A 14,730-nucleotide genomic window follows, 5' to 3' on the forward strand; every position below is an offset into this window, starting at 1 on the left:
CGCGGGGACCCCGATGCCGGGCCTTGAACGGTCCGGATCCCGTACCCGGGCCCCGGTCGGCACGCCGTGGCCCGTCCATGGGTCACGCGGTGGTCCCCCGGGTCACGCCGTGGTGATGAGTCGCCGGCGGCGGGACGGGGAACGACGCACTCAGCGTTTCCGGGCCCGGCCGGTCGCGCGCGGCCCAGGGTGCAGTGGTGTGACATGGGCCGACCGTCCGGGTGAAGACGGCTCACGACCGCATGCCGACCGGCGGATCGGGTCACCTGTCACGAGCTCGTCCGACGGCTCCGCCCCCGGGAGAAGGGGCCGGCCACTCGAATCAAAGACTCACGAAACGCCCTCTGCGAGCTGATGGCCTCGTCGTACGGTACCCGTGCAGGCGCTGTCCAACTACCGCCGCGACCTGTGTGTGACGAGTAAGCAGTTGCGGTGGCCTGCCTCGTCAAAGTCGTTCGTAGCCTCTTCTGGCCAGTGCCAGTCCGGCCGCGTAGAGCGCGAGGACGCTGGCCAGCAGCAGGTAGTAGAGGCCCGGAAGCGGTGTCATGCCGAGCAGAGGGCCGATCGGGGACAGAGGCAGGAGTAGTCCGACTGCGGCGAGTCCGGCCGCGGCCCAGCCAACCGGGCCCGGTGCGGTGCGGCGGCCAGGGCGCAGGAGCAGCATCACCAGTGACTGGGTGAGCAGGTTCTCCGTGAACCAGCTGGAGTGGAACAGCGCCTCGTCGTCTCCTGTTCCGGGGCCGTGCAGGGCCAGAGCGAGGAGGGCGAAGGTGGCCAGGTCGGCGATGGCGTTGAGCACGCCGAAGCCGGTGATGTAGCGCAGGAAGTCCCGTGGTCGCAGCGCGGTGGGCCGTAGCAGGGCGCCGGGCGCGGGCCGGTCGTAGGCGTACGCGAGCTGGGCGGCGTCGAAGCACAGGTTCTGCACCAGGACCTGTGCGGGAAGCATCGGCAGGAAAGGCAGGAGAAGTCCTGCGCCGAGCATCGCAATGACGTTGCCGAGGTTGGAGGAGAGCGTGATGCGCAGATACGTGGCGATGTTGCCGCTTGAGCACCGCCCCGCCGCGATGGCGTGATCGATGGCGGTGAGGTCCTTGTCCGCCAGGACCACATCCGCGTTCTCTCTGGCCACGTCCGCGGCGTCGCGGGGACAGATCCCGACGTCGGCGGTGTGCAGCGCGGGCAGGTCGTTCACCCCGTCGCCGAGGAATCCGGTGGTATGCCCATCGGCGCGCAGAGCGGCAGTGATCCGGGCCTTGTGCTCCGGAGTGCAGCGGGCGAAGACGGTCGTACGGCGGGCTCTCCCGGCGAGTTCGGAATCGGTGAGGCCGTCGATGCACCCGGCGTCGAGTACATCGCCGTCGCCGAGCGGGATACCGAGGTCGCGGCAGGCGCGCGCCGCTGTGCCCGGGTGATCGCCGGTGAGAACCTTGACGGTGATGCCCCGCGCATTGAGGTTTTTCAGGGTGTCGGCGGCAGTCGGCACGAGTGCGTCCCGCAAGGTGACGAAGCCCTGGAAGGTCAGGCGGTGTTCGTCGGCCGGGGTGTAGTCCCGGATGCGGGCAGGGCGTGTGGCGGTGGCGAGCGCCAGTACGCGCAGACCGTCCTCCGCCTGGTCGGCCGCGAGCGTGAGCAGTCGCTCCCGTTCGCCGTCCTCCAGTACACACCGCTCCAGAACGGTCTCGACGGCGCCCTTGACCACGAGGGTGTGGGTGCCGAGTCGGCCGGGGACGCGCAGAACGGCGGTGGCCAGACGGCGTACCGGATCGAAGGGGACGGCCGCCACACCCTCGTACCGTTCCGCGTCGTCGGCGTCGGCGCCATCCAGGATCGCCTCGTCCAGGGCGTCCGGCGCGGGCAGGTCGGCAAGCTGGAGGGTCCACCAGGCGTTGACGGCCGCCCATCGCAGCACCTCGGGCGCATCGTGGCCCTCAGCGTCCAACGCGCGGTGAACGACGGGCCGGTCCTGGGTGAGGGTGCCGGTCTTGTCCAGGCACAGCACGTCGACCGCGCCGAGGTCGTGCAATGCGGGGAGCCGTTTGACGATCACCCCGTGCGTACGGGCCAGCAGTGAGGCGCCGCGCGCCAGGCAGGTGGTGACGATGACCGGCAGCATCTCCGGGGTCAGGCTGACCGCCACCGCCACCGCGAACGGCAGTGTTTCCAGACCGCGGTCGCGCAGCGCCGCGTTGGCCATCAGCACCAGTGGTGGGGTGAGCAGCATGAACCGGATGAGAATCCAGGCGATGCCGTGCACGTCGCGGTCGAAGGCACTGGGCAGGCTACGCCCGCGCGCCTTGTCCCCACCGGCCCATCGTGTGCGGGCCCCGGTGGCCACGACCACGGCAGTGCCGCTGCCGGAGGCGACGCTGCTGCCCTGAAAGCACAGGTGCGGCTGCTCGAAGATTCCCCCTTCCGCCGGGCCGGGCACATCGACGGGGTACTTGGTGACTGGCGCCGACTCCCCGGTGAGCGCCGCCTGGTACAGGCTCAGCCCACTGGCCCGCAGAAGCTGTAGGTCGGCCGGCACCAGGTCGCCCGGGCTGAGATGGACTACGTCTCCTGGCACGAGCTGGTCGACAGGGATTTCCCGGGCCGTCGGTGCCACGTCCTCGCCGCCGCGCCGCAGCACGGTGGCTGTGGCGGCTACCAACCCGCACATCGCCATCATCGAACGGTCCGCCCGGTGCTCACCCGAGGAGCGCAGCAGGCAACTGACCACCACCAGCACCATGATCACGCCCGCGGTACACCAGGAGGCCACGAGCGCCGAGACGAGGCCGAGACAGAGCAGCACCACGGTGAACGGATCGCGCAGGCTGTACAGAAACCGCGAGGCCCACGGGACGGGCCGTCGCGAGGGCAGTGTGTTCTCGCCGCATCGGGCCAGGCGCTCTTCAGCCTGTGCTTCCGTCAGCCCGCGCGGTCTACTGTCCAGCCGACGCAGCACCTGAAGCGCGGTCGGTGTCGTCTGTTCCTGCGTGGCTTCATCGTGGAGCGGGCCGATCCTCAGCGCCGAAGCGACCACGGGGCCGGACAACTCGGTGTCCTGTGTCGTGGCCGCGTCGGCTTCAGGCACTGGTCTCGCGCAGTCGCCGTACCGGTGCGGCGACCTGCTCGGCACGTGCGGAAAGCTGACCGACCATCAGCCGTACTACGGTCACGATGTCGGGGTCGTCGACGTAGTAGATCTGACGTCGGCCCTCGCGCCGGGAGCGTACGAGGCTGGCCAGCTTCAGCTTCGACAGGTGCTGGCTCACTGCGGGCAGGGCTCCGCCCACCCGGTCCGCGAGATGGGTCACATCGCACTCGCCCTGTGCCAGCGACCACATGATGTGAAGCCTCGCGGACGACGCGAGCAGCCCGAACGCGGCGGCCGCGTCCGCCAGCACCTCAGCCGACAGGTCCTCGACGCCACCAACATCAGCCGCCACAGCCCACTCCCCCTCCAACCCTGGACACCGGATTTCACCCCTACGCTGCCCAATTCTAGGCGTCCGGGCCCGCCCCCGACCCACGGGGAGTTCGTCCGGAGCATGTGACCCAACCACCGCTCTTCGTCTTCTTCTTCTCGGCGGCGCTCGGCTTCTGACCGGCATCGTGGCCGGACACTGCCGAGAAGATCAACCGGTCACCTCTCGAAGTCGTAGTTGCTGATAGCGACGTGGCACACGATAGTTCAAAGATTGCGCAACTGTTAAACTGTCACCATGGATGCAGATGAGGCGACAGGCTGGGAGGCCGCCGTGCTCGACGGAGGCCCCGCAGCCGGACTGCGGACACGGGTCGTGGACCGGCCGGGAGTGCTGCAAGTGACCTACCCCTGCGAGATGGGCGCTTCACCGGGTGGCCCACAGGTGGAGGCGCTGTACGTCTACCGCCGCGACTATCGCGTACGGAGCGAGCCGCTGCGGTACCGCTTCGACGCGGCCAGTCCCTGACGCGTGCACCGGCCCGCCGACGTCAGCGGGGCGTGGTGCCGCTCTCCGAGGCCGGGCGCGCCGAGATCGTATCGCCGGGGGCGGCCTGGATCGTCCGGGGCGAAGCCTGTTCGGCCGGGGTGGACTCGGGTGCGGCGGGCGGTGGTGCGCCGTCCTCCTTCATCGCTTTCGCCTCACTCTTGAGGATCCGCATCGACTTCCCCAGCCCGCGGGCCGTCTCCGGCAGCTTCTTTGCGCCGAACAGCAAGATGACCACAAGTGCCACGATCACGAGGTGCCAGGGGTGCAGAGCATTCGCGAACATCGTTGCCCCGTCCTTTCGTTCGCCTGTCCGAGCGTGCGCGCCCCGAGGGGCCGCACCCACCATGAAGATTGCTGGATTGCGCAACTGTACAACCCTGGGGTGGGGCCAGCCGTCCCGGAGCCGGACGAATGAGGGCGCACACATGACAGGCAGCCACCAGATGGCGCCCCCGCGCCGCGGCGGACTGCGGGCCGCCGGCCGAGGGCGCGCGACACTCGGGCAGTCCTCTGCGAACAATCCCTCAGCGCCCGCCTCCAGCGAGCCAACCACGGTGCCCGCCGACGTCGCCCGCGCCGCGGACGACGACCTCTGCGCCAAGCTCTCGTACGGCTGAGCGAACATCGCATGCAGCCGACGGACCCCTAAGGAGACTCTCCATGCACGCCATTGCAGGGGCCACTACACGGCTCCGTCCGGCCATGGCCCTGTCCGCAGTCTTCCTGGCCCTCGCCGCGCTCACCCCCACAAGGGCGCACGCCGCGAGCGGTACCGGTGAAGTGGCCGAGGCACTGAAGAAGAGTCCGGTCTACGTCGACCCACAGGCCGAGGACCAACTGGCGAAGGCCGATGCCGAGGCGCTGGCGAAGAAGATCGAGGATGCGGACAAGCCGGTCTTCGTCGCCGTGCTGCCCGAGGCCGGGCAATTCCCCAAGGAGACCGTGCTGAAGGACGTGCGGTCGCTGACCGGCATCACGGGTGTGTACGCGATCCGCCTCGGTGACGGCTTCAACGCGGGCGCCGATGCACAGGTGATGCCCCGCAGCGCCGTCGACAACCTCAAGGGCGCGGTGAAGCGCTCAGCACCCGCGGACGTCAAGGCCCAGCTGAACAGCTTCGTCGACCAGGCACTCCAGCAGGCCAAAGGCAGCGCGCCGTCCTCCTGGGCGGAGAGTGACGAGGAGGGCTCGGGGGCCACCGGGCTGCTCGTTGCCGGCGGCGTGCTCGTCGCGGGTGGGGCGGGGGCATACGCCCTCTACCGCCAGTCGAAGAGGAAGAAGGAGAAGCGCGAGCGCGCCGAACTGGAGGCCCTGCGCGTGGTGGTGGACGAGGACATCACCGCCTTCGGCGAGGAGCTGGACCGTCTCGACTTCTCTCCGTCCGAGCCCGGCGCCACCGATGACATGCGTCAGGACTACACCCATGCCCTGGACGCGTACGACAGGGCCAAGGTGCAGATGGCCGGGGCCACCCGGCCCCACGAGGCCCAGCCGGTGACCGAGACCCTGGAACAGGGGCGGTTCGCCCTGGCTACCCTCGCCGCCCGACGCACCGGTGCCCCGCTGCCCGAGCACCGGCTTCCCTGCTTCTTCGATCCCCGGCACGGCCCGTCGGCCACCGACGTGCAGTGGGCCCCGCACGGTGGCACGGCACGGCCGGTTCCCGCCTGTTCCGCAGACGCCGCACGCGTGGCCGCCGGCGAGGAACCGCAGACCCGAATGGTGCAGGCCGGCCACGGCACCCAGCCCTACTGGAACGCCGGCCCCGCCTATGCCCCCTGGGCGGGCGGCTACTTCGGCGGAGCGGGCAGCATGCTCGGCGGGCTGCTCGTGGGCACCATGCTCGGCAGTCTGATCAGCGCGCCCGCAGCCTTCGCCGACGCAGGAGACCTGGCGTCCGGCGCGAGTCCTGCAGAAGGCGGGGACTTCACCGGCGCAGATTTCAGCCCGGCCGACTTCGGGTCAGGCTTCGGGAGCGGAGACTCCAGCGGTGACTTCGGCGGTGACTTCGGGAGCGGCGACTGGTGACCTGACCTGGTTACATCCGTACGGCTTGCGCCGCCTTGGCCCAGTTGGTGTGCAGGCCGGCGTGGTAAAGATGTCCGACGCGGTCGGCGGTGTGTCCGTCTGCGTCAGCTCCGACGTCTACGACACCTACTCACCTACGGCACCGGCCGGAAGAACGAGGCACAGACCGTGGCCAAGGCCTTGGATCTGCCCGCCTCGCGCCTCAAACAGGGCAGCGGCACAGGCCTGACTCTGGTGATTGGCAGCGACTGGCCCAGCGGCACCACCTACCCGAGCGGCACCACCTCACCCACCACCGCCGACACCCGGGCCGCGGTTTCCCACGCCCACGCCCGGACCGCCGACCAGTCCAAGTCCTGTGCCAGGGTCAGCCCCTACAAGACCGTCACGCTCAACGGCGTCAACATGACCCCTGCCCAGGCGTATGCGTCTGCCGGCAGCAAACCCGACTCCGACTCCTGAAGGCACGCCCCCGACGCGATGCACTTCCTCTGGGCGAAGGCACGCGGGCGCGGCCCACGCGCCGTGCGTGCCCGTCGTCGGCTCTACCGGTCGGCGGCAGGCTAGGCGGCGAGGACGAACCAGCGGACTACCGTCCCGGCGGTGCACGGGGCAAGAGTGGGGGCGTCATCCGCCGTTCGGGGCAGCTCTTTTCACCCCCTCACCGGCCAGGACTGCGGCACGCAGATGCGTACGGCGAAGTCGGCGAAGCGGGGGACGGCGGCGCTGGTGACCTCGCGGATGGTGCGTTCCAGATCGAGGGATGTGCCGATGCGCCCACTCACCTCGTTGCGGCGTCAGTCCTCGTGACCGAGCTGCAGGTCACGTTCGGTGCGTCCGCCGCCCGCGACCTGAAGGACAGTGGCCACCGGCGGGTACCCCGCCGCGATGACGGTGTACTCGCCGGTCGACAGGTCCACGAAGCGGAACGCCCCGTCGGGCCCCGTCGTCAGGGTGTCGACGACATTGCCCGCCGCGTCCAGGAGCGTGACCCGGGCGTCCTCGACGAGCCGTCCGCCGCTCGCCCGTACGACGCCGCGCAGCACCGCGCCACCGGCCAGTTCGATGTCCTGCCGGGTCTCCCTGGCCGCTTGCACACTGACCGGCAGCGCGGCGGGCCGGAAGGCGGGGGCGCTGGCGGCGAGGGTGTATTCGCCGGCCACCAACTCCGAGATCACATAGCCGCCTTCACGGCCGCTGCGGGTGGACGCGACGACTTCGCCGCGCACATCGGTGAGCGTGACGGCAGCGTCCCGCACCGGGATCCCGTCGGCCGTGAGGACGGTCCCGGCCAGCCGGCCCGCACCGCCGAGCACCACGTCGAGCTCGACGGGCCGCTCGCCGACGGTGACGCTGACGGCCTGCGGCTGGTGCCCTCCGGCCGCCGCGATGAGGACGTACGAACCGGAGCCGGGCACGCTCAGCGCGTACCGCCCGTCGTCGCCGCTCGCGCCGCGGCCGACCTGCTTCCCCTGGATGTCGATCAGGGTGAGGGCGGCGCGTGGGACCTTCGTACCGTCGGGGTGCTGGACGCAGCCGCACACCGGGACGCCCGACAGGTAGACGGGCGGTGGAGGGGCCTGGGTGGTGCGGGCGGCCGGGATGGGGGTGGCGGACTCGGCGGCTGCGGATTCGGGGTTGTGGTGGGACACCAGCGGTTTCTCCTTGAGGAAGAAGGCGATGACGAGGCCGAGTGCGAGCACCGGCACGAGGTAGAGGAAGATCCGCGGCATCGCGTCGGCGTACGCCTGGATGTAGCTGTCGCGGAGGGCCGGCTCCATGGCGTGGACCAGCTGCGGGGTGATCGACTCGGGGGCGGGGAGGTCGGCGCCGGAGGGGAGGCGGACGGCGAGGGCGTCGGCGAGACGGCCCGCGAAGAGCGTTCCGAAGACGGCGGCGCCGACGCTGCCGCCGATCTGCCGGAAGTAGTTGCTCGCGCTGGTGGCGGTGCCGAGGTCGGCGGGTGGTACGGAGTTCTGCACGGCAAGGACGAGCACCGGCATGATCAGGCCGATCCCGATGCCGAGGACGGCCTGCGCGATGCTGTATTCGAGGCGTGGGGTGTCGGTTTCGAGGCGGGAGAGCAGCCACATGCCGACAACCGAGATCGCACTCCCGACGATCGGGTAGACGCGGTAGCGGCCGGTACGGGAGATCATCTGGCCGGAGACGACGGACGCGCCGACGATTCCGCCCATCATCGGGAGCATCAGCAGCCCGGATTCGGTGGCGGTGGCGCCGTCGACCATCTGCAGGAACGTCGGCAGATAGCTGGCGGCGCCGAACAGTGCGACGCCGACGACCGCGCCGACGAGCGCGGTCACATTGAAGATCGAGTCGCGGAACAGCCTCAGCGGAATCACCGGTTCGGGCGCGCGACGCTCGACGACCAGGAAGAGCAGAGCCGTTCCGGCAGCCCCGGCGGCCAGCCCGAGGATGGTGCGCGAGCCCCAGGCGTACTCCGTACCGCCCCAACTGGTCAGCAGCACCACGCAGGTGGAGGCGGCGGCCAGCAGCAGCGCGCCGAGCACATCGAGCCGGGGCCGGACGTCGGGTTTGGGGAGTTTCAGTACGACCGTGATGACGGCCAGTGTGACCAGTCCGAACGGGACGTTGATGTAGAAGCACCAGCGCCAGGAAGCATGGTCGGTGAAGAACCCGCCGAGCAGCGGTCCGGCGACGGACGCGAGACCGAAGGCGGCGCCGATCAGCCCCATGAAACGGCCGCGCTCGCGGGGCGGTACGACGTCCGCGATGATCGCCTGGACCCCGATCATGAGCCCGCCGCCGCCGATGCCCTGGACGGCGCGGAAGGCGATCAGTTCGTCCATGGTCCGGGACCAGCCGGCCAGCGCGGAGCCGACGACGAAGACGACGATGGCGAACTGGAAGACGCTCTTGCGGCCGAAGAGATCGCCGAGCTTGCCGTAGATCGGCAGCCCGATGGTGGAGGCGAGGAGATAGGCGGTGACGGCCCAGGACATCTTCTCCAGGCCGTGCAGCTCACCGACGATCTTCGGCAGCGCGGTGGCGACGATCATCTGGTCGAGCGCCGCGAGCAGCAGGGTGAGCATCAGCCCGAGGAAAACCAGCCGGATCCGGCGAGGGCTGATCTCCGCGGCGTCGGGACCCGGTGGCGGCGAGGGCGGAGTAGTCTCCGCATCGGGCAGGGCGGCGGTCCGAGCACCGTGCGGATCCGCGGTCGCCGCCTCGACGTCGCCCTCCGCCCCGTCCGGCTCGTCCTTCACCAGAGTGATTCCACCCGCCACGTGCCGCTCCCCTCGTCGCATCTGCGCCGCCCATTTCTCGCATTGCGCGACAAGGGAGGGCAAACGCGACGAGGGGCGCTGACGGCGCACTCGGGGGGCTTATCCCCCGGTGGGAGCCACTACGGCGCACAACCGACCGGCCGGGAAAACCACCCGAACCGGTGAGGCCGGTCAGCGATACGTGAGGCTACTTCTCGACCTTCGTCGCGAGGTTCTGCAACAACTCGTCATAGATGCGCGCAAGACCCTTGGGCGCGAAGGTCCTCTCGAAGAATCCGCCGATGCCGCCCGCGCCGTTCCAGACGGTCGAGACGACGGCCTTGGACCGGCCCTCACCGGCCGGGGTGACGGTCCACGTGGTGACCATCGACGAGTTGCGGTCCTTCTCGACGAGCTGCCCGTCGGTCGGCTCGGTCACGTCGAGCAGGCAGTCGCGGACCCGCTTGCTGGTGGCCTGGAGCTTCCAGTGGACGAGGGTACCTTCACCGTCACCGCCCTCACGGACCTCGTACTCGCTGAAGTGGCCGGGCAGGACCTTGCCCCGGACCTCCTGGTAGTCGGCCAGCGCGTCGAACACCGTCTCCGCGTCCGCCGCGATGATCCGCTCTGTCGTGGCCTCGACCTGCGCCATGGCTGTTCCTCCAGCACTTCGGTTGTTCGGGGGTGTGCTGAGCCAATCACCTCCGGCACGCCGCTCAAAATCCGGGCCGGGACGAAGGGGAAATAAACGATCACAGGAACAGGTGTTCCATTCTCTCTCCGGCGCTGTCCAGGAGGCGTCCACGCGCTGGACAATCCGGTCGAGAACACCCGCGAGGCCGGGACGGGCACACTCTTCGCCCGGACGCGGTGACCACGCGCACCTTCGACAACGGCGCGACCGGCAGCCGGCGCCGGACGGTCCCGGGTCCACCGCGCCGACCCTGCTCTGAGCCTCCGTCACCACCCCGGCAAACGGGTCAACTCTCACCCGATCATGTCCTTCCGTGCCCGAATGCGGGGAGCATGCGGCGGGGGCTGTGCCACACGCAGCCGCATTCCCCCACCACGGGAGGCCATATGACGAATCGTTCAGGAATTCTGATCGCCGTCGGTGCGACAGTCGCCGGTCTGGTGACCGCCGTGCCGTCCCCGGCTGCCGCCACCGCCGTCGCACCGCATGCCGCGCAACTCCGCTGGACCGGCTGTGGCACCAAGGCGTATCCCAAACTGCAGTGCTCAAAGGTCAGTACACCGCTCAATCATGACGATCCGTCGGGCCGGCGGATCACCCTCGCCCTCTCCCGGATCCCGCACACCGCGAAGACCTCGCAGGGTCCGCTCTTCGTCAACCCCGGGGGTCCTGGCGGCAGCGGGCTGACCATGGCCGGGTTCGTGGCCTCCTCGCTCCCGAAGGACGTCGCCGCGCAGTACGACGTGATCGGGTTCGACCCGCGCGGGGTCGGGAAGAGCTCCCCGGCACTGGACTGCGTACCCAAGTACTTCAAGCCGCCGCGGCCCGACTCGGTGCCGCGGACCCTCGTCGACGAGCGGACCCGCCGCGACCGGGCGCGCAACTTCGCCTCGGAGTGCGGGAGGAAGTACCCCGACCTGCTGCCGTACATGGACACGGTCAGCGCCGCCAAGGACCTCGATGTGATCCGGCAGGCCACCGGCGCCCCGAAGATCAACTACTTCGGGTACTCGTACGGTACGTACCTGGGCGCGGTGTACGCGAAGCTGTTCCCGCAGCGGGTGCGGCGGCTGGTGCTCGACTCGAACGTCGACCCGGAGGGTGTCTGGTACGAGGACAACATCGGCCAGAACTACGCGTTCGACGCCCGCCAGAAGGCGTTCGCCGCATGGGTGGCGAAGCACGACGAGACGTACCGGCTCGGCAACAACCCGGCGAGGGTCGAGGCAGCCTGGTACCGGATGCGCGACGCGGTGCGGAAACAGCCCGCGGGCAAGAAGGTCGGCCCGAGCGAGCTGGAGGAGACCTTCCTGCCGGGCGGCTACTACAACGGGTACTGGCCCTATCTGGCCGACGCGTTCGCCGCGTACGTGAACCACAAGGACCAGAACGCGCTCGTCGCCGCGTACGACCGGCTCGGTGCCGTCGACGCGAAAGGCGACAACGGCTACTCCGTGTACTTGGCCGTGCAGTGCCGTGACTCCCGGTGGCCGCCGAGCTGGAACACCTGGCGCAACGACAGCTGGAAGGTGCACGCCAAAGCGCCCTTCTACACCTGGAGCAACACCTGGTACAACGCGCCGTGCGCCTCCTGGCCGGTGGCGCCGTTGAAGCCGGTACGGGTCTCGAACAAGGCGCTTCCGCCGGTGCTCCTCTTCCAGGCCACGGAGGACGCGGCCACACCGTACGCGGGCGGGGTCACCCTGCACCGGCGGCTCCGCGGCTCCAGCCTGGTCGTCGAGCAGGGCGGCGGCAACCACGGTGTCACGCTGAGCGGCAACGCATGCCTGGACACCTACCTGACGGACTATCTCGCCAAGGGCACCGTCCCTCGCGCCATCGGCGGCCTCGGCGACGTGGATGCGGTGTGCGGGACGTCACCCGAACCGAAGCCGCTGACCGCCGGGGCGGCGAAGTCGGCGACGCGCGCGAACAACAGGGGCGGCACGTTGCACGGGCTGCTCGGCTTCCACCGCTGAGGGAACCGGGGCCGGGTCCGGCGAAGGGAGCCGGACCCGGCCGGCCGCTGCTGCGTCCTCAGAGCCTGCCGGGTGACGGCAGTCGGCTGATCGCCCGCTCCGCCGCTCCGGCCAGCCTGGGGTGCGGCAGTGCCGCCTCCAGGACCGGGCGGGCCCGCGCGTCGCCGAGCTGCCCCAGACCCTCCACACAGGCCAGCGCGACCCGCCAGTGCGGCTCGTCCGGCCCCAGCAGCCGCTCCAGGGTGCTGATCAGCGCCGGGACGGACTCGGGGGCCCGCAGGGCGGTGAGCAGACGGACCGGGTGCAGGGCGTACGCGGTGCGCAGGGTGTTCGTCGCGAGCGCGGCGGCGGCACGCGGGGTGCGGGGGTCGCCCAGGCGCACCAGGGCGTGGGCCGCGGAGACGCAGCGCTCCGGGTCGCGGTGGTTGAGCAGCAGGACCAGTGCCTCGAAGGCCCGTCGGTCACCGCCGCAGCCGAGCCGGAACGCGGCGATCTCACGCGCCCAGAGCGGTCGCTCCCGTTCGACGAGGACCCGGGCCAGCTCCTCGTCGTCGTCGGTGGCGAGCAGTCTGCGGTACGCAGCCGACTCCCCCGCCTCGTCCGCCAGCCGGTCGGTCAGCGACCGGAACTCCTCGTCCATGACCCTGAGGGTATCCGCGGCCACGGTGAGTGTGACCCGGCGCACAGCGAATCGGGGCTGGCGCGCTCGTTACTCGCCGGTTAATCTCATGTGAGCGGGACACCACCCCCGCCGACTCCAGTGGCCTGGTGACGCAGCCACCCGGAGTGCTTGTCGGTTCGGCAGCTTTGTGAGACGCGACTCCGGGACAGAGTCCGTCGCCCCCTCTCCCGTCCGGGCGTGCCTCCCGCACCCCCGGCCAGGAACACCTCGACACGCAAATCCCGCACGCCATGCGCTGGTGTGGACCCTTGTGGCCCCAGCCGATCCGTGCGCGCCGTGCGCCCACTCAGTCGTCACTCATCCTCTGGAGTCCCATGATGGACACCCCTCTCTCCACCATCGCCGTCGTCGGTCTCGGCACGATGGGCATCGGCATCGCCGAGGTCCTGACCCGGGCCGGCCGCGAGGTCATCGGTATCGACGTCAGCGACGCGGCCGCCCGTCAGGCCGTCGCCGCCCTGGAGGCCTCCACCGCCCGCGCCGTGCAGAAGGAGCGGATCACCGAGGGGGAGCGCCTGGACGCGCTCGCCCGGTTCCGTACCTTCTCCGACCTGCAGGCCGCGGCAGACGCCCAGCTCGTCATCGAGGTCGTGCCCGAGTCGTACGAGCTCAAGCAGCAGCTCTTCCGCGAACTCGACGCGATCGTCTCCCCCACCACGATCCTGGCGACCGGCACGAACGCCCTCTCGGTGACCCGGCTTGCGGCAGAGTCGCAGCACCCCGAGCGCGTGCTGGGCCTGCACTTCTTCAACCCGGCGCCCGCGATGAAGCTGGTCGAGGTGGTCTCCTCGGTGCTGACCGCGCCGCCGGCCGTCGAGGCGGTCACGGAGCTCGCCCGCGAGCTCGGCAAGGAACCGGTTGCGGTGGGCGACCGGCCGGGTTTCGTCGCCGACGGGCTCCTCTTCGGCTACCTCAACCAGGCCGCCGCGATGTACGGGGCGAACTACGCCTCCCGTGAGGACATCGACGCGGCCATGAAGCTGGGCTGCGGGCTGCCGATGGGCCCCCTCGCCCTGCTCGACCTGATCGGCGTCGACACCGCCCGTACCGTCCTGGAGGCGATGTACTCCGCGTCGCACGACCGGCTGCACGCCCCCGCTCCGATCCTCAAGCAGCTCACCGAGGCAGGTCTGACCGGCCGCAAGGCGGGCCGCGGCTTCTACACGTACGTGGCGCCGGGCAGCCGGACGGTGGTACCGGACGCGCAGACGCCGCTCGAGAGCGCCGGAGTGGAGGCCGGGCGCACGGTCCGGTCGGTGGGCGTCGCGGGCTCCGGGACGATGGCCTCGGGTATAGCGGAGGTCTTCGCGAAGACCGGTTACAACGTGGTGCTCGCCGCGCGCAGCCAGGAGAAGGCGGACACCGCGAAGGGGAGGATCGCCAAGTCGCTGGAGCGTTCGGTCACCAAGGGGCGGCTGACGGCGGAGGCGCGGGACGAGACCCTGGGCCGGATCACCGCCGCCGGTTCGCTGGACTCGTTCGCCGATGTCGACCTCGCGGTCGAGGCGGTCGCCGAGGATCTGGCGGTCAAGCAGCAGCTGTTCGGCACGCTGGACAAGATCTGCAAGCCGGGCGCGGTGCTCGCCACGACCACCTCGTCGCTGCCGGTCGTGGCATGCGCGCGGGCGACCTCGCGTCCGCAGGACGTCATCGGGATGCACTTCTTCAACCCGGCACCCGCGATGAAGCTCGTCGAGGTGGTCCGTACGGTGCTGACCTCGGACGATGTCCACGCAACCGTCCGTGAGGTGTGCGGGAAGATCCGCAAGCACCCGGTGGACTGCGGGGACCGGGCCGGATTCATCGTGAACGCGCTGCTGTTCCCGTACCTCAACAACGCGATCAAGATGGTCGAGCAGCACTACGCGACCCTCGATGACATCGACGCCGCGATGAAGCTGGGCGGCGGCTACCCGATGGGCCCGTTCGAGCTCCTGGACGTCGTCGGGCTCGATGTCTCGCTCGCCATCGAGAAGGTGCTGCACAGCGAGTTCCGCGACCCGGGCCTGGCCCCGGCGCCGCTGCTGGAGCACCTGGTGGCGGCCGGCTGCCTCGGCCGCAAGACGGGGCGCGGCTTCCGCGAATATGCCCGGCGCTGAGGACCGGCAGGTGCCTGAACGGCGGACCGGTGCTCCGGGCG

At 70.2% G+C, this 14,730-nt stretch carries 13 protein-coding genes; 6 read left to right on the forward strand and 7 right to left on the reverse strand.

Going from position 1 to position 14,730, the window contains the following annotated elements:
- Window positions 1-445: 445 nt before the first annotated feature.
- Window positions 446-3,010: a magnesium-translocating P-type ATPase gene (mgtA, locus tag AB0915_RS23505; protein WP_366692958.1), complete on the reverse strand. Its 2,565-nt coding sequence runs from the start codon at window positions 3,008-3,010 to the stop codon at window positions 446-448.
- A gap of 58 nt (window positions 3,011-3,068) precedes the next feature.
- On the reverse strand, window positions 3,069-3,431 hold the full coding sequence (locus AB0915_RS23510) for a metalloregulator ArsR/SmtB family transcription factor (RefSeq protein WP_366692948.1): 363 nt from the start codon (window positions 3,429-3,431) through the stop codon (window positions 3,069-3,071).
- A 276-nt stretch (window positions 3,432-3,707) separates the two neighbouring features.
- On the opposite strand from AB0915_RS23510, the gene AB0915_RS23515 reads away from it, so the two are divergent.
- Window positions 3,708-3,938, forward strand: a complete 231-nt coding sequence (locus AB0915_RS23515) for a hypothetical protein (RefSeq protein ID WP_366692949.1) — start codon at window positions 3,708-3,710, stop codon at window positions 3,936-3,938.
- A gap of 22 nt (window positions 3,939-3,960) precedes the next feature.
- Here AB0915_RS23515 and tatA read toward each other — a convergent pair whose 3' ends face one another.
- A complete protein-coding gene (gene tatA, locus AB0915_RS23520; protein WP_366692950.1) occupies window positions 3,961-4,242 on the reverse strand; it encodes a Sec-independent protein translocase subunit TatA in 282 nt (93 codons plus the stop codon).
- Window positions 4,243-4,384: 142 nt separating this feature from the next.
- On the opposite strand from tatA, the gene AB0915_RS23525 reads away from it, so the two are divergent.
- The 3 genes from AB0915_RS23525 to AB0915_RS23535 all read left to right on the forward strand — a co-directional run bounded on the left by AB0915_RS23525 (window position 4,385) and on the right by AB0915_RS23535 (window position 6,449).
- Window positions 4,385-4,576: a hypothetical protein gene (locus AB0915_RS23525; RefSeq protein ID WP_366692951.1), complete on the forward strand. Its 192-nt coding sequence runs from the start codon at window positions 4,385-4,387 to the stop codon at window positions 4,574-4,576.
- Between the two features lie 85 nt (window positions 4,577-4,661).
- Complete coding sequence (locus AB0915_RS23530) at window positions 4,662-5,987, forward strand: hypothetical protein (RefSeq protein WP_366692959.1); 1,326 nt, start codon at window positions 4,662-4,664, stop codon at window positions 5,985-5,987.
- A 168-nt stretch (window positions 5,988-6,155) separates the two neighbouring features.
- The gene (locus AB0915_RS23535) at window positions 6,156-6,449 is read left to right on the forward strand and encodes a hypothetical protein (protein WP_366692952.1); all 294 of its coding nucleotides are present in this window, start codon (window positions 6,156-6,158) and stop codon (window positions 6,447-6,449) included.
- Between the two features lie 191 nt (window positions 6,450-6,640).
- On the opposite strand, the gene AB0915_RS23540 is transcribed toward AB0915_RS23535, so the two are convergent.
- The 3 genes from AB0915_RS23540 to AB0915_RS23550 form a co-directional block, all read right to left on the reverse strand.
- Window positions 6,641-6,772 carry a hypothetical protein gene (locus AB0915_RS23540; RefSeq protein WP_366692961.1) on the reverse strand — a complete coding sequence of 44 codons (132 nt, stop codon included), beginning with the start codon at window positions 6,770-6,772 and terminating at the stop codon, window positions 6,641-6,643.
- A 12-nt stretch (window positions 6,773-6,784) separates the two neighbouring features.
- The gene (locus AB0915_RS23545; protein WP_366692953.1) at window positions 6,785-9,256 is read right to left on the reverse strand and encodes an MFS transporter; all 2,472 of its coding nucleotides are present in this window, start codon (window positions 9,254-9,256) and stop codon (window positions 6,785-6,787) included.
- A gap of 187 nt (window positions 9,257-9,443) precedes the next feature.
- Complete coding sequence (locus AB0915_RS23550; protein ID WP_366692954.1) at window positions 9,444-9,887, reverse strand: SRPBCC family protein; 444 nt, start codon at window positions 9,885-9,887, stop codon at window positions 9,444-9,446.
- A gap of 428 nt (window positions 9,888-10,315) precedes the next feature.
- On the opposite strand from AB0915_RS23550, the gene AB0915_RS23555 reads away from it, so the two are divergent.
- Window positions 10,316-11,908 carry an alpha/beta hydrolase gene (locus AB0915_RS23555; protein WP_366692955.1) on the forward strand — a complete coding sequence of 531 codons (1,593 nt, stop codon included), beginning with the start codon at window positions 10,316-10,318 and terminating at the stop codon, window positions 11,906-11,908.
- Between the two features lie 58 nt (window positions 11,909-11,966).
- Here the strand turns inward: AB0915_RS23555 and AB0915_RS23560 are convergent, their stop codons facing one another.
- Entirely contained in the window at window positions 11,967-12,548 is a 582-nt protein-coding gene (locus AB0915_RS23560) for an adenylosuccinate lyase (RefSeq protein ID WP_366692956.1), read from the reverse strand.
- 359 nt (window positions 12,549-12,907) lie between these two features.
- Between AB0915_RS23560 and AB0915_RS23565 the strand changes: the two genes are divergently transcribed.
- Complete coding sequence (locus tag AB0915_RS23565; RefSeq protein WP_366692960.1) at window positions 12,908-14,689, forward strand: 3-hydroxybutyryl-CoA dehydrogenase; 1,782 nt, start codon at window positions 12,908-12,910, stop codon at window positions 14,687-14,689.
- Window positions 14,690-14,730: the final 41 nt, after the last annotated feature.

It is taken from the genome of Streptomyces sp. NPDC048411 (assembly GCF_040704695.1).
Classification (GTDB): Bacteria; Actinomycetota; Actinomycetes; order Streptomycetales; family Streptomycetaceae; genus Streptomyces.